Here is an 18,361-nt window from a genome sequence, read left to right as displayed (position 1 = left end):
CGCGCCTACAGCGGGACGATCGTCGCCTCGGTGGCCTTCACGCTGGTCCAGACGGCGGTCCCGTCGGCGATGCCCAGCTCGGCGGCGGCCCCCGGAGTGATCTCCGCGACCAGGTCCGGGGCCTCGGCGGAGGTGATGAGCAGCCGCAGCCGGCTGCCGCCCGAGGTGATCTCACGGACGGTTCCGGGCCAGACGTTGCGGGGGGAGCCGGTGGGGCGTTCCCGGTGTACGGAGACGGCTTCCGGCGCGATGACCGCGAGGGCGTCCGTGCCCGCCGGGAGGGGTTCGGCGACGACGAGGTGTCCGCCGCCCGCCAGGGCCAGGCCGTCGGCGGTGGCGGTGCCGGGCCAGGCGTTTCGGCCCAGCATCCGGGCCACCCACGGCGAGCGCGGGTGCCGGGTGACCTCGGCGGGCGGCTCGTCCTGGAGGACCCGGCCGTCCTCCAGCACCAGGACCCGGTCGGCCAGCGAGACCGCCTCGACCGGGTCGTGGGTGACGATCAGGCAGACCCCGCCGAAGTCCGCGAGGTGCCCGCGCAGGGTGTGCCGGACCCGGGCCCGGGTGGTCTGGTCGAGGGCGGCGAGCGGTTCGTCCAGCAGCAGGAGGCGGGGGCGGGCCGCCAGCGCACGGGCCAGGGCGACCCGCTGGGCCTGGCCGCCGGAGAGCTGGGCGGGCTTCCGGTGGGCGAGGTGGCCCACCCCGAGACGGTCCAGCCAGCCCTGGGCCTCGCGCCGGGCCGCGACGCGGGGGACGCCGTGGGCGCGGAGCCCGTACGCCGTGTTGGCCAGGGCGCTCAGGTGCGGGAAGAGCGCCCCGTCCTGGGGGACCCAGGCGACGCCCCGGCGGTGCGGGGGGAGTGCGGTGACGTCGCTGTCGCCGAGGCGCAGGGTGGCGTGCGCGCGGGGCGTGAGGCCGAGGAGGGCCCGCAGGAGCGTCGTCTTGCCCGCGCCGTTGGGGCCGACCACCGCGATGGTGGTGGAGCCCGGGGCGTCCAGCGTGAGGTGCGTGAAGCCGGTGACGTCGGTGTGCAGCGGCCAGCGCTCCGGCTCGGCCTTCGGCCGCGGGTCGGCGGCGGGCCCGGGGAGCGGGGCCGGGGCGGGGGCCGCCGGTTCCTCCGGGCGGGCCTCCGCCGCCCGGCTCGCGGGGTTCCGGTGGACGCCCGGGGTCCCGGTCCACCGGCCGCGCAGCGCGATGAGCACGATCATCGCGATGGCCAGCAGCAGCAGGGACACCGAGGTGGCGGCCTCCGGGGATTCCTGGAGCAGCAGATAGACCTGGAGCGGCAGGGTCTGCGTGGTGCCGGGGAGGTTCCCGGCGAAGGTGATGGTCGCGCCGAACTCGCCGAGCGCCCGCGCCCAGGTCAGGGCGGCTCCGGCGATCAGTCCGGGGGCGACCATCGGCAGCGTCACGGTGAGGAACACCCGGACCGGCGAGGCCCCCAGGGAGGCCGCGGTCTCCTCGTACCGGGGGCGCAGTCCGCCGAGCGCGCCCTCCAGCGAGATGACCAGGAACGGCATCGCGACGAACGTCGCCGCCAGCACGGCCCCCGAGGTGTGGAAGGGGAGCGTGACGCCGAAGGTGTCCTCCAGCCAGGGGCCGAGCAGTCCGCGCCGCCCGAACGCCAGCAGGAGGGCGACGCCGCCGACCGTGGGCGGCAGGACCATCGGCAGCAGCACCAGCGAACGGACGAACCCCTTGCCGGGGAACGGCACCCGGGCCAGCAGCCAGGCCAGCGGCACCCCGAGCAGCAGGGAGAGCCCGAGCGCCCACAGGGAGACCAGCAGCGAGAGCCGCAGCGCTTCGGTGGTGGCCTCGGCGGTGAGGTGGGCGCCGAGCTCGCCCCAGGAGGTGCGGACCAGGATCCCAGCGAGCGGCAGCATCAGGAACGCCACGGCCAGCAGGGCGGGCACCGTGAGCAGCAGGGGTGCGCGGGCCCCTGCGGTGCGGCGGCGGCCGGGACGTTTCATCGGTGACCTCGTGGGACTGGACGGGCGGTGCCCAGCGGGCCTGTCGGACGGTACGGGGCTGCCGGGCCGGGTGCGGTCACGGCTGCTGGAAGCCCGCGCCCCGGAGGATCTTCTGCGCGGCGGGCGTGGAGAGCCAGGCGACGAACGCGGCGGCGGCCTCGCTGTGCTGCGACGTCTTCAGGGTGGCGGCCGGGTAGGAGGCAATGGCGTTCTGCTCGTCCGGGATGTCGATCGCGTCGACCTTGTCGGCGGCGGTCGCGGCGTCGGTCCTGTAGACGAGCCCGGCGTCCGCCTCGCCGAGCGAGACCTTGGACAGCACCGCGCGGACGTTGGGCTCCTGGGAGACCGGCCGCACCTCGGTCCTCTGCGCGTCGAGGATCTGCGCGCTGTAGCGGCCCACCGGCACTTCGGGGGCGGCCAGGACGACCTTCAGCTTCGGGTCGGCGAGGTCCTCCAGGCTTTCGACCTTCTCGGGGTTGCCCTCGCCGGTGGCGATGACGAGGCGGTTCTTGGCGATGACGGTCGGCTTTCCGGTGTCGCCGGAGAGGCCGTCCATCGTCGTAGTGTCTGCGGTGACCAGCGCGTCGGCGGGGGCGCCCTGCTTGACCTGGGCGGCCAGTTCCTGGGAGCCGGCGAAGGAGAACGTCACCTTCGTGCCGGGGTTCTCCTTCTCGTACGCGGCCCCGGCCGCCTTGAAGACGTCCGTCAGGGAGGAGGCGGCCAGTACGGTCAGGTCGGCCTCCGGGGCGCCCGTCGCGTCCGCCGAGCCGCTGCCCTCGCCCTTGGCCGGGCCGGAGTCGTCGCCGCAGGCGGCGAGCGGGATCAGGAGGGCGGTGGTCAGGACGGCGGCGGCCGCGCGGCGGTGGTTGATCACGTGGCGGTGGTCGATCATGTTGCGGTGGTTGATCAGCGGGGGCATGCGGGTCTGGGCTCCTTCGATGCTCGTCGTCGGCCGGTCTCAGACGCGGTCGATGTGCACGCTGGTCGACTTCACGCGGGCGGTCGCCCGCATGCCGACCTCCAGCCCCAGCTCCTCCACCGCCTCCCGGGTCAGGAGCGAGACGAGCCGGTGCGGTCCGGCCTGGATCTCGACCTGGGCCGCGACGTCGCCGAGCTTCACCGCGGTGACGATGCCCGGGAACGCGTTGCGGGCCGAGGTGTACACGGCCTCGTCCTCGCCGCCCGCGCCCTGACCGACCTCGATCGAGAAGGCGGCCAGCGCGCGGCCGTCGATCAGACGGCGGCCGGCCTCGTCGCGATGGGTCGCGACCCGGCCGGCGTCCGCCCAGCGGCGTGCGGTGTCGGGGCTGACCCCGAGAAGTCGTGCTGCCTGGCCGATTGTGTAGGACTGCATGTGCGACACGCTAGGCCATATGGGCTGGCACTTACCACTCTCTGGACGATGATCCACAGCAGGTGCGAGGGGTGCAGGAGGAACGTACGAAGGGGCGTACGACGGGGCGTACGGGTGTGGGTGCGGGGAGCGTGTACGGGCGAGCCCGGGCGAGCCGCCGAAACCCGCCGGGCGCGTGTACGGGCCGCGCCGGTTCTCCGGTCGCGGCCCGTGCGGTGTGACGGCCCCGGGTCGGCCCCGGGTCGGCCCCCGGTCAGGTCACCGGGCTCGTCGTCGGCATCTCGCCCTCGGTGGTGGTCACGTCGATCACGGTGAACCAGGCGCCCTGCGGATCGCTGAGCGTCGCGAACCGGCCGAACGGGCTGTCCTCCGGCCCGAACCGCAGCACCCCGCCGCGCTCGGTCGCCTTCGCCACGGCGGCGTCGCAGTCCGGCACGGCGAAGTAGACGTTCAGGTACGCGGGTACCTCCGGCGGGAAGTCGTCGCCCATCGCCATCCGGCCCAGGACCGTCTCCCCCCGGACGTCGTACAGGGAGAAGTCCATCGACTCGTCGTCGAACTTCCGCACGGTGTAGGGGAAGACCGAGGGGTAGAACGCGTCCGCCTTCTTCGGGTCACGGGTGAAGACCTCGCCCCAGCAGTACCCGCCGGGCGCGCCCATCTCCGTCTCGAACCCCTCGTGGCTGCCGGCCTGCCAGATGCCGAAGACGGCTCCACCGGGGTCACGGACCAGGGCCATCGTGCCGAAGTCGTCGACCCGCATCGGCTCCATCAGCACCTCGCCGCCGCTCGCACGGACCTTCTCCGCGGTGGCCGCCGCGTCCGGCGACGCGAGGTACAGGCACCACGCCGAGTGGCCCTCCGCGCCCGGCATCGGCGGGACGACGGCCGCCGCGGCCTTCCCGTCCGCGTACGCCTGCGTGTAGTTGCCGAACTCCGACGCACTCTCGCCGAACGTCCAGCCGAGTACGTCACCGTAGAAGCTCTTGGCACCCTCGACGTCGGCGAACATGGCGTCCGCCCAGCATGGAGTGCCCTCGGGTTGTACAGCCATGGTGCCGGTCCTTCCCTGGAGTCCCTGTCGTCGGCCCCACCCGCGCGGCCCCCTGCCCGCACCGGCCACGCTAGTCAGCGGGAGGCCGGTCCGCGCGTCGGGTCATCCGGGCGCATTTATGCACTAGTGCATATGCAGTGTGCGCTAGTGCGAAGGTGGTCGGAGGGTAGGATCGGCTCATGTCCGCACTTCCTCCTCGGCCCGTGACACTGACCGGGCAGCACGTCGAACTGGTCCCGCTGAGCTTCGGCCACCTCGACGACCTCTTCGCGGCGGGCGGCGGGGACGAGGAGGTGTGGCGCTGGCAGGGCGGCCCGGCGCCACGGACCCGCGAGGAGCTGCGCGAGCGCATGGAGAGGGTGCTCGGCAACGCGAAGTACGTGCCGTTCGCCGTCGTCCACCGTCCGAGCGGGCGGGCCGTCGGCTGGACCACGTATCTGGACGTGGCGGTGGCGGACGAGCGCCTGGAGATCGGCTGGACCTGGTACGGCCGGGCCCACTGGCGCTCGGCGGTGAACACCGAGACGAAGCTCCTGCTCCTGACGTACGCCTTCGAGGAGCTGGGGATGGGGCGCGTCCAGCTCAAGACCGACCACCGCAACGAGCGCTCGCAGGCGGCCATCGCCCGGCTCGGGGCGCGGCGCGAAGGGGTGCTCCGGAGGCACCGGCGGCGGCCGGACGGGAGCTGGCGGGACAGCGTCTACTTCTCGCTGCTGGCCGACGAGTGGCCCGCGGCGAAGGCGCGTCTCACCGCGCGCCTGGCAACAGGCTGAGAGCGCCTGGCCGCGGGCTGGGAGGGCCGGGACTACCGGTCAGGCGGAGCCGGTCCGGTGCCGGGCGGGCTGCTCCTGCGCGGCGTACTCCGCGCAGTCGGGGTTCTCGCAGGGGCCCGCGCGCCAGACGGGGACGAAGATCCCGAGGGACTTGTGGCGGTGGATCTCGGAACGGACGGGCTGCTTGCAGGTCGGGCACATGAAAGCGGCCCGCTGTCGGGTGTCACGCTCTTTGCTTGCCATTTATTCACGATAGGCGGGGCGGGAGATTTTGGAAAGTCTTTCCCTTTGCCTTGCCGATGCATGGCGTCTCGCGCTGCCGTGAAAGGCGTTGCTTTCCGTGACCCTACTTGTCCGTATCGGTGTCGGAGGCGTCGGACGCTTCCGTGGAGCCCGTACTTTCCGCCGGACGGCGCATGCTCAGGGTCACCGAAACGGCCAGAATGACGATGATCACCGCGAGGCTCACCGGCGACGGGATCTCCGGGATCGAGGTGCTGATCATCTTGTGGCAGGCCTGGAGGAGGAGCTTGACCGCGATGAAGGCGAGAATGATCGCCAGCCCGTGGCTCAGGTAGTGGAAGCGGTCCAGCAGCCCCGCCAGCAGGAAGTACAGGGCCCGCAGCCCCAGGATCGCGAAGGCGTTGCTGGTGTAGACGATGAAGAGGTCGTCGCTGACCGCGAGCACTGCGGGCACGCTGTCGACCGCGAAGATCAGGTCGGCCGCCTCGATCGCGGCGACCACCGCGAGCAGCGGAGTGGCGACCCGCCGCCCCTCCTCGCGGACGACGAAGTGCGTCCCGGAATAGTGCTCCTGGACCGGCATCACTTTCCGCAGCAACCGCACCGCGAAGCTTTTACCGGGGTCGAAATTCTCTTCCTGGCCGCTGAGGATTTTATAGCTGCTGTAGAAAAGGATCGCGGCGAAGAGGAACAGGACGAAGGTGAAGCGGTTGACCACCGCGACGCCGAGGGTCAGGAACACGGCGCGGAACACGAGTGCGCCGATGACGCCGAAGAAGAGCACCCGGTGCTGATACTCCCGGGGGACCTTGAAGTACGTGAAGATCAGCGCGAAGACGAAGAGGTTGTCGACCGAGAGGCTCTTCTCCAGCAGCCAGGCGGTCGTGTACTCCGTTCCGGCGGTGCTCCCGAGCGTCAGGAAGACGACCGCACCGAAGATCAGCGCGAGGCTCACCCACAGCGCGCTCCACAGCCCGGCCTCCTTGAAGCCGATGACATGCGCCTTGCGGTGCGCCAGGAGGTCGACCGCCAGCGAGACGACGACGGTCACGGCGAACACGATCCAAAGCCACACCGGTACGTCCACGCCGGAGACCTCCCACTCGGGTTTTTACGAGTGTGCCCCGCCCGCCCCGTTGCCGCCCGCCGGAGAGCGCCGGGTGGCCGCCGCGACCGAGGCCATCAGCTCCGCGTCGAGGAACGAGGGGTCGGCCAGCCGGGTGGCGGCGGCGTAGGAGTTCAGCAGCGCCTTGGTGACCCGCAGCGCGGCCTCCGGGCGGCGGACCACCGGCTTCGCCCAGGCGGCGACCGCGGCGTCCAGCTCCGCCTCGGGCACCACCCGCTGGAGCACCGACAGCGCGTACGCCTCGGCGGCGCCGAAGGCCCGGCCGGTGAGGATCAGCTCGCGGACCCGGGCCGCGCCCACCTCGTGGATCAGCCGGGGCAGCAGCCCGCCCCAGGCGGTCGGCAGCCCGAGCGCCAGCTCCGGCAGCCGGAAGGCGGCGGTGTCCGCGCCGACCCGCAGATCGCAGGCGAGGGCCAGCGCGAACCCCGCGCCGACCGCCTTGCCCTGCACCCGGGCGATGGTCACCGCCCGGCCGCCGGAGATCGCCTCGCAGACCCGGCGGGCCTTCTCCCCGGCGACCCGGATGCCCCGGCCGGCGGGGTCCTCCTCCAGCCACTCGGCGAACTCGGTGCGGTTCCCGCCCAGGCAGAAGTCGTCCCCCGCGCCGCTGAGCACCAGCACCCGCACCTCGGGGTCCGGGGCGGCGACGATGTCCAGCAGCTCGTCGAGCATCGCCTCGGTCACCGCGTTGCCGGTGTCCGGCGCGTGCAGCTCCACGTACAGGACGGGCCCCTCGCGCCGGGCGCGTACCGTCGGCGAGTGCTCCTCGGAGCGGCCGGCCGGCATGAGGAATTCGGGGAGCGGGAGCTTCACAGGGCCACGCCCAGGGAGGTGATCCGTCTGAACACCATCCGGGGGGCGTACACCGGCCGCGAGACGGTGTGCAGCGTGGGGAAACGATCCAGCATCCGCGCCAGCAGCGTCCGCGCCTCCAGCTTGGCCAGCGCCGCGCCCAGGCAGTAGTGCACCCCGCCGCCGAACGTGAGGTGGCTGCCGCCGCGCAGGATGTCGAAGGCGCCCGGGTCCGGATTCCGCCGCGGATCGTGGTTGGCCGCGCCGTACAGGACGTGGATCATGCTGTCCTTCTTGATCGGGACCCCGGCCAGGACGGTGTCCTCGGCGGCGATCCGGGTGTTGATGTGGATGGGCGGGTCGTGGCGCAGGACCTCGTCCACGGCCGCGTCGATGTGCTCCGGGTACTTCCGCAGCCACGCCCACCGGCCAGGCTCGGTCAGCAGGGAGGTCATCGAGGTGAGCAGCGTCGCGGTGGTCTCCAGCGAGGCGATGGTGACGAACATGGTGAGCCGGTAGAGGATCTCGTCCGCCCGCTCCCGGTCCGGCTCCATCGCGTCCCAGGTGTGGATCCAGCCGGTCAGCACGTCGTGGCGGGGCTCCGCCCGGCGGCGGGCGACCAGACCGGTGAAGTAGGCCCGCAGCCGCAGGGTCGCCTCCGCGGAGACGGCCAGCTGCGACTTGGTGGGGAGCAGTTCCTGGGCGAACACCTGGTTGTGGGTGATCTCCAGGATGTCCGGATGGTCCTCGGGCGGTATCCCCAGCCAGCCGCCGACCGTGCTGATCGGCAGCTGCTCGCTGACGGTGGAGACGAAGTCGGCCTCGCCCCAGCGGAGCTTGCCCGCCAGCTCGTCCAGGAGCCGGTCGGCGTCGCGCTCGACGTCGGGGGTGAGGCGTTCGATGGTGGAACGGTCGAAGAGGTTGCCCAGTGAGCGGCGCTGGCAGGTGTGCTCGGGGGCGTTGAGCCGGGCGAGCGTGGTGGTCATCTCCCGGGTCGCTATCGCGTCCCACTGCTTGGAGTCGTCCTGCCGCTGCTGCCAGGCGAGATCCGGGGCGAGCCAGTTGCGGCCCCGGAGCACCTGGCTGCAGGCGTCGAAGCCGGTGACGAAATACCCGTTCCACGGAGCGCGGACGACGTCACCCATCGCCCGGAGCTCCGCGAGTATTCCGTACGGCTCGGCCTGTCCTTCCGGGGAATGGAGTCTGCGGAGCAGACCGATGACCGCGCGCCGTCCGTCGGGCGTCCTGGATGTACCGCCAGTGATGCTCACGCAGAGTTCCTCGACCTAGGCCCGTGGTTACCGCACTGAACCTACCCCTCCGGATATCGGCGCCAAGCATCGTTCTTTGTTGCCCCCGTCACATGCAATCGTCACTAAATGCCCGTTGTCATACGCGAATTGTCGGCGTGTGGGTCATACGCGGAACACGTCGAGGAACGAACTCCACCAGCCCTTCTGCTTCTTGGCCGGCTCCGAGGCGTGACGGGGCGTCACCGAGGGTGCGGCGGAAGTGTTCCGGAACGGGTCGGGCAGCTGGGCCGAGGTCGGGGCCGGGGGCTGCGTCCCGGTCCCCGCACGCCGCGCGGCCGTCGGGGTGAACCGTACGGGCAGCGCGACCAGGGCCCGGTGGAACGGGCCGGGCCGCCAGGCCACACCCGAGGCGGGCACGGCCAGTGCGAGGTCCGGGACGGTGTTGAGGATCTTCTCGATCGCGGTCAGCGCGATCAGCGTCGCGGGCGACTTCGCCGGGCACACGTGCGGGCCCGCGCCCCAGGCCAGGTGGGCGCCCTTGCTCAGGGTCTGGCGGGCGTCGGTGAGCCCCGGGTCGCTGTTCGCGGCGGCGAAGCTGATCAGTACGGGGGTCTCCGCCTTCAGCACGACCCCGTCCAGCTCGATGTCCCGCACCGGGTAGTGCGTCGCGTAGTTGGCGATCGGCGGGTTGTTCCACAGGACGTCGTCCAGCGCGTCCTCGACGAGCATCCCCGAGCCGCGCCGCTCGGGCGTGCCCGGCTGGTCGCCCGCGAGCATCAGCAGCAGCGCGTTGCCGATCAGATTGCGCTCCGGCTCCACGCCGGCGCCCATCAGCATCACCAGCTGGTCCTTCAGCTCCTCGTCCCGCAGCCCCGCCGGGTGCTGGATCAGCCAGGAGGTGATGTCCTCGCCGGGCTGGCGGCGCTTGATCGCGACCAGCTCCATCAGGCACTCGGTCAGCTCGGCGTTGGCGCGGAGGACGTCCTCGCCGTCGAAGATGGCGGACATCGAGCGGGTCAGCCGGTCGCCGATGTCGCCGGGGCAGCCGAAGAGCTGGTTGAACAGCAGCAGCGGCAGGAGCTTGGCGTACTCGTTGAGCAGATCGGCGGTGCCGCGCTCGATGAACTGGTCGATCAGGTAGTCGGCGATCCGCTCGACGTCCCGGCTCAGCCGGGAGCTGTTGAGCCGCGACAGCGACTCGGTGACCGCCTTGCGCAGCCGCAGGTGCTCCGCGCCGTCGGTGAACAGGCAGTTGGGCCGGTACACCATCATCGGCAGGACGGGGCTGTCCATGGGTATGGCGCCCTCGCGCAGCGCGGCCCAGCGCCGCGCGTCCCGGGCGAAGATCGCCGGGTTCTGGAGCACCCGCAGCGCCGCCTCGTGCTGCACGATCAGCGTGGCCTCCACCCCGGGGGCCAGCTCGATGGGCGCGGCGGGGCCGTGTGCCCGGGACGCGTCGTAGAAGCGGTGCGGATCGGCGGCGAACTCCGGTCCGTACAGCGACGTCTGCTGCTGGTGCATGGGGCACCCGGCGGGCGCGCTGTACGGGGTGGCTCCCGGCTGCGGGTCCATGTCGGCTTCCTCGGTGTGATCGCGGGGCCCGGTCGGCCCCGGCTCGGGATACGTCTGGGGGTGGGTCAGGCCGCGTGCGCGAGAAGATGGCGGACGAGGATGATCAGGGCCTGTGCGGAGGAGTTCTGGTCCCGGGCGTCGCAGAAGACGACCGGGGTGTCCGGCAGCAGGTCGAGCGCCTCGCGCAGTTCGTTCTCGGCGTGCTGCGAGTACGGGTCGAAGCTGTTGACGGCGACCGCGTACTCCAGCCCGTACGTCTCGACCAGGTCGATGACGGGGAACGTATCGGCCAGCCGCGCCGGGTCGACCAGGAGCAGCGCGCCCAGCGAGCCGCGCGCCATGTCCTCCCACAGCTCCACGAACCGCTGCTGGCCCGGCGTGCCGAACAGGTACAGGACCAGTTCGTCGCTGAGCGTCAGGCGTCCGAAGTCCAGAGCGACCGTCGTCGTCTTCTTGTCGGGGGCGCCGCGCAGATCGTCGACCTGGGCCGCGGCCTGCGTCATCCGCTCCTCGGTGCGCAGCGGGGTGATCTCGGACAGTGTGCCGATCAGCGTCGTCTTGCCCACGGCGAAGTGCCCGACGACGAGGATCTTCGCCGCGCGCTGCACCGCGTCCGGCACATAGATGCTCTCAGCCGAAACGGACTTGTAGTCCATGCAACACCTCTTCGAGGATCTTCCTGTCAACGAGCTGGGCAGGCGGCGGCGCCTTCCGGCGCAGCAGGTGTCCCTGCTGGTTTAAATCCTGGAGCAGGAGACGGGCCACCCCGACCGGCAGGCCGAGGTGGCCGGCGACCTCGGCCACCGACAGATAGCCGCCGGAGCACAGCTCCCAGATCGCCTTGACCTCGGGGCTCTGGCTCGGGGGCGGCTGGCGGTCGGGCGCGAGGGTGACCAGGGTGACCAGGGAGAGGTCGTCCGCGTCGGGCAGGCCCCGTCCGCCGGTGATGACGTAGGACCGGACGAACCCGCTGCTGACCTGCTGCTCCTCGCCCGGCGCCGTCATATCTCGCTGCTCGCGTTCTGGCGGGGCGGCGTGGTCATCGCCTTCCCCAGTGCGGTGACCTGCTGCTGCATCCGGAAGGACATCGCTTCCATATCCACCTCGGCGGCGGCGGTGGCGGCCAGGTAGGCGCCGGTGCCGGCGGCGATCAGGAAGATCCAGCCGTCCTCGTACTCCAGGAGCGTCTGCCGCCAGCGGCCCGGTTCACGGGTCCCGATGAAGGGGGCGACGGCCCGGCTGAGGGACTGCATGGAGCTCATCGCCGCGGCGACGGTCTCCGCGTCGTCCCGGCCGATCTCGCTGGAGTTGGCGAGCAGCAGGCCGTCGGCGGACACCAGGATCGCGTGCCGGGCGCCGGGCACCTGGAGCAGGTCGTTGAGCACCCAGGACAGATCGGGGTTCACTGGAACTCGGGTCCTTCCGTCGTCGTCGTGTCGCGTCCCGACCGGGTGCCGCGCTGGAACGCGCCCAGTCGGGAGGCGGTCTCCTCGTTGCTGCGCACGGGCTCCGGTTCCGCCGATGGCACCGCGGAGACCGGGCTCTTACGACGACGCTTCGGCAGCCCTCCGGGGGTGGTGGTGATCTGGGCCAGCGGCTGGGTGGCGGTGTCGGGCTGCTGCGGGGCGGGCGGGAAGAGCGGGGTGGGCGCCGGAGCCGGGGCCTGCCACTGGTCGGCCTGCCGCACCCGCTGCTCCTGCGGCGGGTGGGGAAGGGCCGCCGCTTCGGGGGCTTCGACGGGCGCCGCGGTGGGCGGCGCCTCGGTGGTGAGCAGTTCGTCGGGGATGAGGACCACCGCGCGTACGCCTCCATAGGGGGAAACGGAGTCCACCGAGACCCGGAAGCCGTAGCGGGCGGCGAGCATCCCGGAGACGGCGAACCCGAACTGCGGCGGGATGCCCAGGCTGGAGACGCTGATCGCGGCCTGGGGGGAGAGGAGTGCCGCCGCGCGGTCCTTCTCCTCCTGGCCCATGCCGAGGCCGGCGTCGTCGACGATGAGGCAGACGCCCGTCGGCACGGCCTGGATGTTGATCTCGACCGGGGTGCCGGGGGCGGAGTAGTTCGTGGCGTTGGCGAGCAGCTCGGCGAGGACCACGGCGACCGGCTCGACGGCCCGGCTCACGACGGAGAAGTTCACCTGGCCGTTGACCCGGACCCGGTCGAAGTGCCGGATACGGCCCTGGGCGCTGCGGGCCACGTCGAAGACGGAGGCCACGGTCTCGCGCCGGCCGAGCCAGCCGCCGCAGAGCACGGCGATGCCCTGGGCGCGCCGGCCGAACTGGCTGTTGGCGTGGTCCATGGCCATCAGGTCGGCGAGGATCCCGGGGTCGTCGCCGTACTTGCGCTGGGCCTTCTCGATCACGACCTGCTGTTCGTCCGCGAGGCCCTGGAGGGTGCGGACGGCGGCCTTGAGGACGGCCTTGGTCTCCTCCTCGGCGTCCTTGCGGACCTCCGCCAGCTCGGTGGACTGACGCTGGAGCAGACCGTTGTGGACGACGTGGAGTTCGTCCCGTTGGTGCAGGAGCGCATCGCGCTCCTGGCGCAGCTCCGCATGGTGTCTGCGGAGCTTGACGTTGGTCGCGCGAGCCCGCAGAACGGCACCCACGGCGACCAGTGCTACGACAACCAGCGCCCAGATGACGGGGCCCTGTGGAAATGTCATGAGACTCACTTCAAGTGCCATGGCGGAAACGGCTTGACACCCCGTCAGGCGGCACGCAGTCAGGGCTCGTTCGCCACGACCGTGCGCCGCTTCGGGAGGTGCCCCTCCGAAGGTGGGGCCGAGGATTTCATCCCTCCCGGAATGCCCCCATACGCCATCAGCCCACTGGAAGTAAGATGATCTTATCATCGGCCGCGCGGTGAAATGTCAAGGCCGCCACGCCAGTTGCCAGTCGACTCACAACGTTCACATTGCGGAGACGCGGAGGACGGCAAGCGGTCGCCGTTCGCCCGAGGTTGGTCAGCCCGTCGACGCTGTCGACGCGCGGGTCTCCAGGGTCCAGGCGTGCAGGCGGACGGTGTCGGGGGCCGCGCGGCCCCCGAGGATGTCGCAGAGCAGCTCGGCGCAGGCGCGGCCGTACGCGGCGGGGCGCAGGTCGACGGCGGTGACGGGCGGCTGCGCGCCCCGGGTGGCGGTGCCGTCGACGCAGGACGCGACGAGGAGGCCACCTCCGGGCGGGGCGCCCGGGTCGTTTGTGGCGGGTACGCCGCTCGGGTGGGTTCCGGTGGGTGTGCCGCTCGGGTCGTTTCCGTCGAGTACGCCGCCCCGGTGGGTTCCGGTGGGTGCGGCGCCCGGGTAGGTTCCGCCGCTCCCCCCGACCTTCCGGCCGAGGGCCGCCGCCGCGCGCAGGACGCCGGGGGCCGAGCCGTCGGGGGCGCAGATCACGGCGTCCACGGCGGGGTCGGCGGCGAGCAGTTCCCGGGTGGCCGCCTCGGCCTCGGCCGGGGTCGCGGCGAAGGGCACGGTGCGCAGGGTCACCGCCACCCCGTGGGCCCGCCCCCAGGATCCGGCCGTCGCGCGCAGGGCGGTCGCCCAGGCGGAGGAGCCGGACGGGGCGAGGAGTGCGGGGCGGCGGGCGCCGTGCTCGGTGACATGGTCGAGGAGGGCGGTCAGCGAGGCGGCGTTGTCGCAGACCACGGCGCCGCTGGGGCCGGTGGCCGGGCCGAGGTAGCGCTCGCCGGTCACCACCGGGACGCCCGCTTCGAGCAGCCCCGGCACCGCGCTGTCGCCGGCCTCGGGGTCGATCACCAGCAGGCCGTCGACGCGTGAGGCGATCCGCCCGCCCGCCGCCGCCGAGGGGGCGAGCAGCACCATGTCGAGCCCGTCCTCCTGGGCGCGCTCGACCGCCCCGAAGGCGAGGTTCATGTAGTAGTCCAGCCGGGTCGCGGTCGTCGGCAGATGCAGCCCGACGGCTCCGGTGCTGGCGCGGCGCAGCCGCCGGGCGGCGCTGTTGGGGCGGTAGCCGAGCTGCTCCGCGACCGCGCGGACCCGGTCCCGGGTGGCTTCCGCGACCCGCCCCGAGCCCTGGAGCGCGTCGGAGACGGTGCTCTTGGAGACCCCGGCGGCGCGGGCGACATCGAGCAGGGTCACGGTCCGGGAGGTCACGGGGGTGAAGTCTAGACGTTCGCCGGTGGGTGGGGCGGGGGTTGCCGGAACGTTCCGGCAGGGTTAGATTCCCGGGCAGTGCCGGAACGTTCCGGCATGCACTCCCCGCCTCGCACCCGCCCCGTCGGCCCCTCCCTCCCCGAGGGCCGTCGGTCCCTCCCTCCCCAGGAACCCCGCCATGCGTCTGATCACCGCGTACAACCCGCCCGCTTCCCCGACCCGGACCCGCCCCGCCGAGCGCGCCCCCCTGCGCGTGGCGGCGGTCCAGCAGCGCTGGCACCGGGACCCCGCCGAGCACCGGGCCGCCCTGCTGGAGGGCATCCGGCTCGCCGCGGCCGAGGGCGCCCGCGTGGTCTGCCTCCAGGAGCTGACGCTGTCGCCGTACTTCGCCGTCGTGCGCCGGGCCGACCACCCCGGGCCCGCCGGGCCGGAGGAGCTGCTGACCGGCCCCACCTTCACCTTCGCGGCCGAGGCCGCCCGCGAGCACGGCGTGTACGTGCACGCCTCGCTGTACGAGAAGGCTCCGGCGCCCGGCGGTGAGGACGACGGCCTCGGCTACAACACCGCGATCCTCGTCGCCCCCGACGGCACCCTCGCCCAGCGCACCCGTAAGACCCACATCCCGGTCACCGAGGGGTATTACGAGGACGACTGGTTCCGCCCCGGTCCGGCGGGCGACGACGCCTTCCCGCTGGTCACGGTCGACGAGGCCCGTCTCGGCCTGCCGACCTGCTGGGACCAGTGGTTCCCGGAGCTGGCGCGCGCCTACTCGCTCGCCGGGGCCGACGTCCTCGTCTACCCGACCGCCATCGGCTCCGAGCCCGGCTTCCCCGGCTTCGACTCCCAGCCGCTCTGGCAGAAGGTGATCACCGGGAACGCCATCGCCAACGCCACCTTCATGATCGTGCCGAACCGCATCGGCGCGGAGAACGGCCTCACCTTCTACGGCAGCTCCTTCATCGTGGACCCGTACGGCCGCGTCCTGGCCCAGGCCCCGCGCGACGAGCCCGCCGTGCTGGTCGCCGATCTCGATCTCGACGCCCGCCGCGACTGGCTGGAGCTGTTCCCGTTCCTGACCACCCGCCGCCCGGACGCGTACGGCCCGCTCACGAAGACCGGCCGCTTCACCGGGTGACCGGCGCGCCCGACGGCAGCCGTGCGCACCGGCGGCAGGCACGGGCCGAGCCGGCGACGACCGCGTGGGAGGCGGCGGCCGGGCGCACAGGCGGCGTCACGACGGTGGCCAAACTCCGCCGCTCGGTCCTCGTACCGCTGACCGCCGCCGTGGTGCTCGTGGCCGGTACGGGCGGGTGGTACGCGGCCGCGGCACCACCCCCACCGAGGGCAGCGCCGCCGCCCACGAGGCCGGCCGCGCCCTGATCACCGCCATCCGCGCGGACCTCCCGGCGGCGGCGAACAGGGCACAGGCGCCGGGGCGAGGCCTCGCGGGTCAGCGCAGGGTCGTCAGCATCTCCGCGGTGAACGGGGTGATGTCCGCAGCGCGTCCGTGCAGGGTCTTCGCCGCCCACTCCGGGTCGGCGATCAGCGCCCGGCCGACGGCGACCATGTCGAACTCGTCGCGCTCCAGCCGGTCCAGCAGCTGCTCGATGCCGGTGACCTTGGAGTCGTTGCCCTGGAAGGCGCTGAAGAAGTCGCCGTCCAGGCCGACCGATCCGACGGTGAGGGTCGGCCTGCCGCTGATCTTCTTCACCCACCCGGCCAGGTTCAGGTCGCTGCCCTCGAACTCCGGCAGCCAGTAGCGGCGGGTGGACGCGTGGAAGACGTCGACACCGGCCTCGGCCAGCGGCGTGAGCAGGGCCTCCAGCTCCTCCGGCGTCCCGGCGAGCTTCGCCTCGTAGGAGTCCATCTTCCACTGGGACATCCGGAAGAAGAGAGGAAAGGCGTCCGAGACGGCGGCGCGGCAGGCCGCGACGATCTCGGCCGCGAAACGGGTCCGGGAGACCAGGTCGCCACCGTAGGCGTCGGTACGCCGGTTGCTTCCGGACCACAGGAACTGGTCGATCAAGTAGCCGTGGGCCCCGTGCAGTTCGATGCCGTCGAAGCCGAGGCGTTCGGCGGCCGCCGCCGCGTCGGCGAAGGCGGCGATGACGTCGTCGAGGTCCTGCTGTGTCATGGCGCGCCCCTTGGGCTCGCCGCTCAGGGACAGGCCCGAGGGGCCGACCGGCTCGGCGTCCGGTACGGGCCCGGCGCCTTCGGTGCGGGTGACGCCCACGTGCCAGAGCTGCGGGATGATCGCGCCGCCCGCGCGGTGCACGGAGTCCGCCACGTCTGCCCAGCCCGCGAGCGCCGCCTCGCCGTGGAAGCGCGGGACCCGGTCGCTGGTTCCCGCGGACTCGTGGTCGACGTAGGTGCCCTCGGTGATGATCAGCCCGACGTCACCGGCGGCTCGCCGGGTGTAGTAGTCCGCCACGTCCTGTCCCGGCACGCCGTCCGGGGAGAACTGCCGGGTCATGGGCGCCATCGCGATCCGGTTCCGGCTGGTGAGCCCGCGGACGGTGAACGGGCGGGAGAGGGCGTCCGCCGCGCGGGCTGCCGTCCCTGTCTCGCCGGTCGCCACGCCGGTCGCCACGCCGGTGGTCATGTCGGTCGTCACGCCGGTGGTCGGGCCTGTCGCCACGTTGGTCGGAGCGTGTGCCGTCACGTCTGTCACGTCGGGTTCCTGTCGCTAGCCGGGGGGTGTCCATCCGGCGCCAACGCGCTCCCGCCGCGTGGGCATCCCGGCACCGGCCCCGATCCGGGTAAAGTCTGGGCAAAGAACGGAGTCAGCCTCCGGTGACCGGTGGCCGTCGGCGCGGCGTGGCGCAGCGGGACTGTGACCCGAACCACTTCCGGTCGCCGCTGACTTCACCGTCCGCCGCCGGTCATACCCCCGACACCTTCCGGACGGGGAGGGCACGACAGACGGGACACGCCATGACCGACGCCGTGAAGGGCCCTGCCAGCTACTTCCCCTCGATCGAGAAGAAGTACGGCCGCCCGGTCTCCGAGTGGAAGGACCTCATCCGCGCCTCCCCGCTGACCAGCCACATGGAGCTGGTCGCCTGGCTCAAGTCCGACCACGGACTGGGCCACGGCCACGCGAACGCCCTGGTCGCGCACACCCTTGCCGAGGGCAGGGCTCGCTGACCCGGTCTCCCGACAGCCCGCGTTTGTCGCCGGCTCCCTGCAGCTATGTCCGCGCTCGGTAACCGAGGCATCCCACCGGAGCGTTCGCCCGTCTAGCTGGGCGAACGGAATCGGTGGGTGGACGGCATCGGTGAGTGCGCGGCATCGGTGAGTGCACGGCATCGGTGGAGACAGCAAAAAAAGGGGCGGGCGGACATGGGCAAGCACAAGGGAAGGGCATGGCACAGCCGGCTCCTCGCGGCGGCGCTCGGCGGGACGGCGCTGGCCGCCGCCACCTCGGTATGGACCGCACAGGCCGACACCACCGGGGGGCGGCCGTCGGGAAGTGTCGCCTCGCCGGACGAGCGGGACCGGCCGGTGGCCAAGGTGGCGGCGGACATCGCGCACGCCTCGGACCGCGGGGACCGGGGCGTCAACATCACCATCGACGACGGACCGGACCCCGTCTGGACGCCGCAGGTGCTGCGCCTGCTGAAGGACGAAGGCGTGAAGGCCACGTTCTGCATGGTGGGCACCCAGGCCCGGGCGTACCCGGACCTGGTCAAGCAGGTCGTGGCGGACGGCCACCGGCTGTGCAACCACACGGTCTCGCACGACACCGCCATGGACACCAAGTCCGAGGCCTACCAGTCGCAGCAGATCCTGGACGCCGAACGCATGATCATCAAGGCGTCCGGAGGCGTGCGGTCGCAGTACTACCGGGCCCCGGGCGGCGCCTTCACCCCGTACAGCCGACAGCTCGCCGCGTCCCACGGGATGCGACCGCTGGGCTGGAACGTCGACACCAAGGACTTCCAACAGCCCGGCGCGGACACCATGGTCGCCACCGTCAAGCGCGAGATCTCGAACGGGCCGACCGTCCTCTTCCACGACGCGGGCGGGGAACGCTCCCAGACGTTGGCCGCTCTGCGCGAGGCCCTGCCCTGGCTGGAGGAGCAGGGCTACTCCTTCGGATTCCCCGTGCGTTGATCG

Annotated in this window: 20 protein-coding genes; 5 read left to right on the top strand and 15 right to left on the bottom strand. The window is 72.3% G+C overall.

Annotated elements, in window-relative coordinates:
- Positions 1-5: 5 nt before the first annotated feature.
- From N7925_RS16900 to N7925_RS16885, 4 genes are all read right to left on the bottom strand, one after another.
- Positions 6-1,967 carry an ABC transporter permease gene (locus N7925_RS16900; protein ID WP_274344336.1) on the bottom strand — a complete coding sequence of 654 codons (1,962 nt, stop codon included), beginning with the start codon at positions 1,965-1,967 and terminating at the stop codon, positions 6-8.
- 76 nt (positions 1,968-2,043) lie between these two features.
- Positions 2,044-2,886 (bottom strand): molybdate ABC transporter substrate-binding protein, encoded by an 843-nt coding sequence (gene modA, locus N7925_RS16895; protein ID WP_274344335.1) that lies wholly within the window; start codon positions 2,884-2,886, stop codon positions 2,044-2,046.
- A gap of 39 nt (positions 2,887-2,925) precedes the next feature.
- A complete protein-coding gene (locus N7925_RS16890; RefSeq protein ID WP_097910046.1) occupies positions 2,926-3,321 on the bottom strand; it encodes a TOBE domain-containing protein in 396 nt (131 codons plus the stop codon).
- 253 nt (positions 3,322-3,574) lie between these two features.
- Positions 3,575-4,375: a VOC family protein gene (locus tag N7925_RS16885; RefSeq protein WP_274344334.1), complete on the bottom strand. Its 801-nt coding sequence runs from the start codon at positions 4,373-4,375 to the stop codon at positions 3,575-3,577.
- A gap of 179 nt (positions 4,376-4,554) precedes the next feature.
- On the opposite strand from N7925_RS16885, the gene N7925_RS16880 reads away from it, so the two are divergent.
- Positions 4,555-5,148 (top strand): GNAT family N-acetyltransferase, encoded by a 594-nt coding sequence (locus N7925_RS16880; RefSeq protein ID WP_274344333.1) that lies wholly within the window; start codon positions 4,555-4,557, stop codon positions 5,146-5,148.
- Between the two features lie 39 nt (positions 5,149-5,187).
- Here the strand turns inward: N7925_RS16880 and N7925_RS16875 are convergent, their stop codons facing one another.
- From N7925_RS16875 to N7925_RS16830, 10 genes are all read right to left on the bottom strand, one after another.
- Positions 5,188-5,391 (bottom strand): hypothetical protein, encoded by a 204-nt coding sequence (locus tag N7925_RS16875; RefSeq protein WP_274344332.1) that lies wholly within the window; start codon positions 5,389-5,391, stop codon positions 5,188-5,190.
- 103 nt (positions 5,392-5,494) lie between these two features.
- The gene (locus N7925_RS16870; protein WP_274344331.1) at positions 5,495-6,478 is read right to left on the bottom strand and encodes a TerC family protein; all 984 of its coding nucleotides are present in this window, start codon (positions 6,476-6,478) and stop codon (positions 5,495-5,497) included.
- 24 nt (positions 6,479-6,502) lie between these two features.
- The gene (locus tag N7925_RS16865; protein WP_443032161.1) at positions 6,503-7,330 is read right to left on the bottom strand and encodes an enoyl-CoA hydratase/isomerase family protein; all 828 of its coding nucleotides are present in this window, start codon (positions 7,328-7,330) and stop codon (positions 6,503-6,505) included.
- Positions 7,327-8,454: a cytochrome P450 gene (locus N7925_RS16860; protein ID WP_265603905.1), complete on the bottom strand. Its 1,128-nt coding sequence runs from the start codon at positions 8,452-8,454 to the stop codon at positions 7,327-7,329. Before N7925_RS16860 ends, N7925_RS16865 begins: the two co-directional genes overlap by 4 nt.
- A 270-nt stretch (positions 8,455-8,724) precedes the next feature.
- Entirely contained in the window at positions 8,725-10,134 is a 1,410-nt protein-coding gene (locus N7925_RS16855; protein WP_274344330.1) for a cytochrome P450, read from the bottom strand.
- Between the two features lie 65 nt (positions 10,135-10,199).
- Positions 10,200-10,790 (bottom strand): GTP-binding protein, encoded by a 591-nt coding sequence (locus N7925_RS16850; protein ID WP_274344329.1) that lies wholly within the window; start codon positions 10,788-10,790, stop codon positions 10,200-10,202.
- The gene (locus tag N7925_RS16845; protein WP_265600424.1) at positions 10,765-11,139 is read right to left on the bottom strand and encodes a DUF742 domain-containing protein; all 375 of its coding nucleotides are present in this window, start codon (positions 11,137-11,139) and stop codon (positions 10,765-10,767) included. The genes N7925_RS16850 and N7925_RS16845 overlap by 26 nt, the downstream gene beginning before the upstream one ends.
- Positions 11,136-11,540: a roadblock/LC7 domain-containing protein gene (locus tag N7925_RS16840; RefSeq protein ID WP_265600423.1), complete on the bottom strand. Its 405-nt coding sequence runs from the start codon at positions 11,538-11,540 to the stop codon at positions 11,136-11,138. Before N7925_RS16840 ends, N7925_RS16845 begins: the two co-directional genes overlap by 4 nt.
- On the bottom strand, positions 11,537-12,796 hold the full coding sequence (locus tag N7925_RS16835) for an ATP-binding protein (RefSeq protein WP_265600422.1): 1,260 nt from the start codon (positions 12,794-12,796) through the stop codon (positions 11,537-11,539). Before N7925_RS16835 ends, N7925_RS16840 begins: the two co-directional genes overlap by 4 nt.
- Positions 12,797-13,096: 300 nt before the next feature.
- A complete protein-coding gene (locus N7925_RS16830) occupies positions 13,097-14,242 on the bottom strand; it encodes a LacI family DNA-binding transcriptional regulator (RefSeq protein ID WP_274344328.1) in 1,146 nt (381 codons plus the stop codon).
- A 178-nt stretch (positions 14,243-14,420) separates the two neighbouring features.
- Between N7925_RS16830 and N7925_RS16825 the strand changes: the two genes are divergently transcribed.
- The gene (locus tag N7925_RS16825; protein WP_274344327.1) at positions 14,421-15,377 is read left to right on the top strand and encodes a carbon-nitrogen hydrolase; all 957 of its coding nucleotides are present in this window, start codon (positions 14,421-14,423) and stop codon (positions 15,375-15,377) included.
- A complete protein-coding gene (locus N7925_RS16820) occupies positions 15,374-15,622 on the top strand; it encodes a hypothetical protein (protein WP_274344326.1) in 249 nt (82 codons plus the stop codon). The genes N7925_RS16825 and N7925_RS16820 overlap by 4 nt, the downstream gene beginning before the upstream one ends.
- A gap of 70 nt (positions 15,623-15,692) precedes the next feature.
- Here N7925_RS16820 and N7925_RS16815 read toward each other — a convergent pair whose 3' ends face one another.
- Positions 15,693-16,844: an NADH:flavin oxidoreductase gene (locus tag N7925_RS16815; RefSeq protein WP_274346489.1), complete on the bottom strand. Its 1,152-nt coding sequence runs from the start codon at positions 16,842-16,844 to the stop codon at positions 15,693-15,695.
- Between the two features lie 332 nt (positions 16,845-17,176).
- Here N7925_RS16815 and N7925_RS16810 point away from each other — a divergent pair, with 332 nt between their 5' ends.
- Together N7925_RS16810 and N7925_RS16805 are read left to right on the top strand one after the other, a co-directional pair.
- Positions 17,177-17,389: a DUF4287 domain-containing protein gene (locus tag N7925_RS16810; RefSeq protein ID WP_265600419.1), complete on the top strand. Its 213-nt coding sequence runs from the start codon at positions 17,177-17,179 to the stop codon at positions 17,387-17,389.
- A gap of 195 nt (positions 17,390-17,584) precedes the next feature.
- Positions 17,585-18,358 carry a polysaccharide deacetylase family protein gene (locus tag N7925_RS16805; RefSeq protein WP_274344325.1) on the top strand — a complete coding sequence of 258 codons (774 nt, stop codon included), beginning with the start codon at positions 17,585-17,587 and terminating at the stop codon, positions 18,356-18,358.
- The last annotated feature ends 3 nt before the right edge of the window (positions 18,359-18,361 follow it).

The sequence above is a fragment of the Streptomyces sp. CA-278952 genome (assembly GCF_028747205.1).
Taxonomy (GTDB): domain Bacteria; phylum Actinomycetota; class Actinomycetes; order Streptomycetales; family Streptomycetaceae; genus Streptomyces.
Note: the sequence above shows the minus strand (reverse complement) of the source record. Positions and strands in the feature narration are given on the sequence as shown.

Bases quoted from the DNA above. Each gene is read 5' to 3' on its own strand.
- N7925_RS16900 (WP_274344336.1), bottom strand. From the start codon at position 1,967: ATGAAACGTCCCGGCCGCCGCCGCACCGCAGGGGCCCGCGCACCCCTG.
- modA (WP_274344335.1), bottom strand. From the start codon at position 2,886: ATGCCCCCGCTGATCAACCACCGCAACATGATCGACCACCGCCACGTG.
- N7925_RS16890 (WP_097910046.1), bottom strand. From the start codon at position 3,321: ATGCAGTCCTACACAATCGGCCAGGCAGCACGACTTCTCGGGGTCAGC.
- N7925_RS16885 (WP_274344334.1), bottom strand. From the start codon at position 4,375: ATGGCTGTACAACCCGAGGGCACTCCATGCTGGGCGGACGCCATGTTC.
- N7925_RS16880 (WP_274344333.1), top strand. From the start codon at position 4,555: ATGTCCGCACTTCCTCCTCGGCCCGTGACACTGACCGGGCAGCACGTC.
- N7925_RS16875 (WP_274344332.1), bottom strand. From the start codon at position 5,391: ATGGCAAGCAAAGAGCGTGACACCCGACAGCGGGCCGCTTTCATGTGC.
- N7925_RS16860 (WP_265603905.1), bottom strand. From the start codon at position 8,454: ATGGGTGACGTCGTCCGCGCTCCGTGGAACGGGTATTTCGTCACCGGC.
- N7925_RS16855 (WP_274344330.1), bottom strand. From the start codon at position 10,134: ATGGACCCGCAGCCGGGAGCCACCCCGTACAGCGCGCCCGCCGGGTGC.
- N7925_RS16850 (WP_274344329.1), bottom strand. From the start codon at position 10,790: ATGGACTACAAGTCCGTTTCGGCTGAGAGCATCTATGTGCCGGACGCG.
- N7925_RS16845 (WP_265600424.1), bottom strand. From the start codon at position 11,139: ATGACGGCGCCGGGCGAGGAGCAGCAGGTCAGCAGCGGGTTCGTCCGG.
- N7925_RS16835 (WP_265600422.1), bottom strand. From the start codon at position 12,796: ATGACATTTCCACAGGGCCCCGTCATCTGGGCGCTGGTTGTCGTAGCA.
- N7925_RS16825 (WP_274344327.1), top strand. From the start codon at position 14,421: ATGCGTCTGATCACCGCGTACAACCCGCCCGCTTCCCCGACCCGGACC.
- N7925_RS16815 (WP_274346489.1), bottom strand. From the start codon at position 16,844: ATGACCACCGGCGTGGCGACCGGCGTGGCGACCGGCGAGACAGGGACG.
- N7925_RS16810 (WP_265600419.1), top strand. From the start codon at position 17,177: ATGACCGACGCCGTGAAGGGCCCTGCCAGCTACTTCCCCTCGATCGAG.
- N7925_RS16805 (WP_274344325.1), top strand. From the start codon at position 17,585: ATGGGCAAGCACAAGGGAAGGGCATGGCACAGCCGGCTCCTCGCGGCG.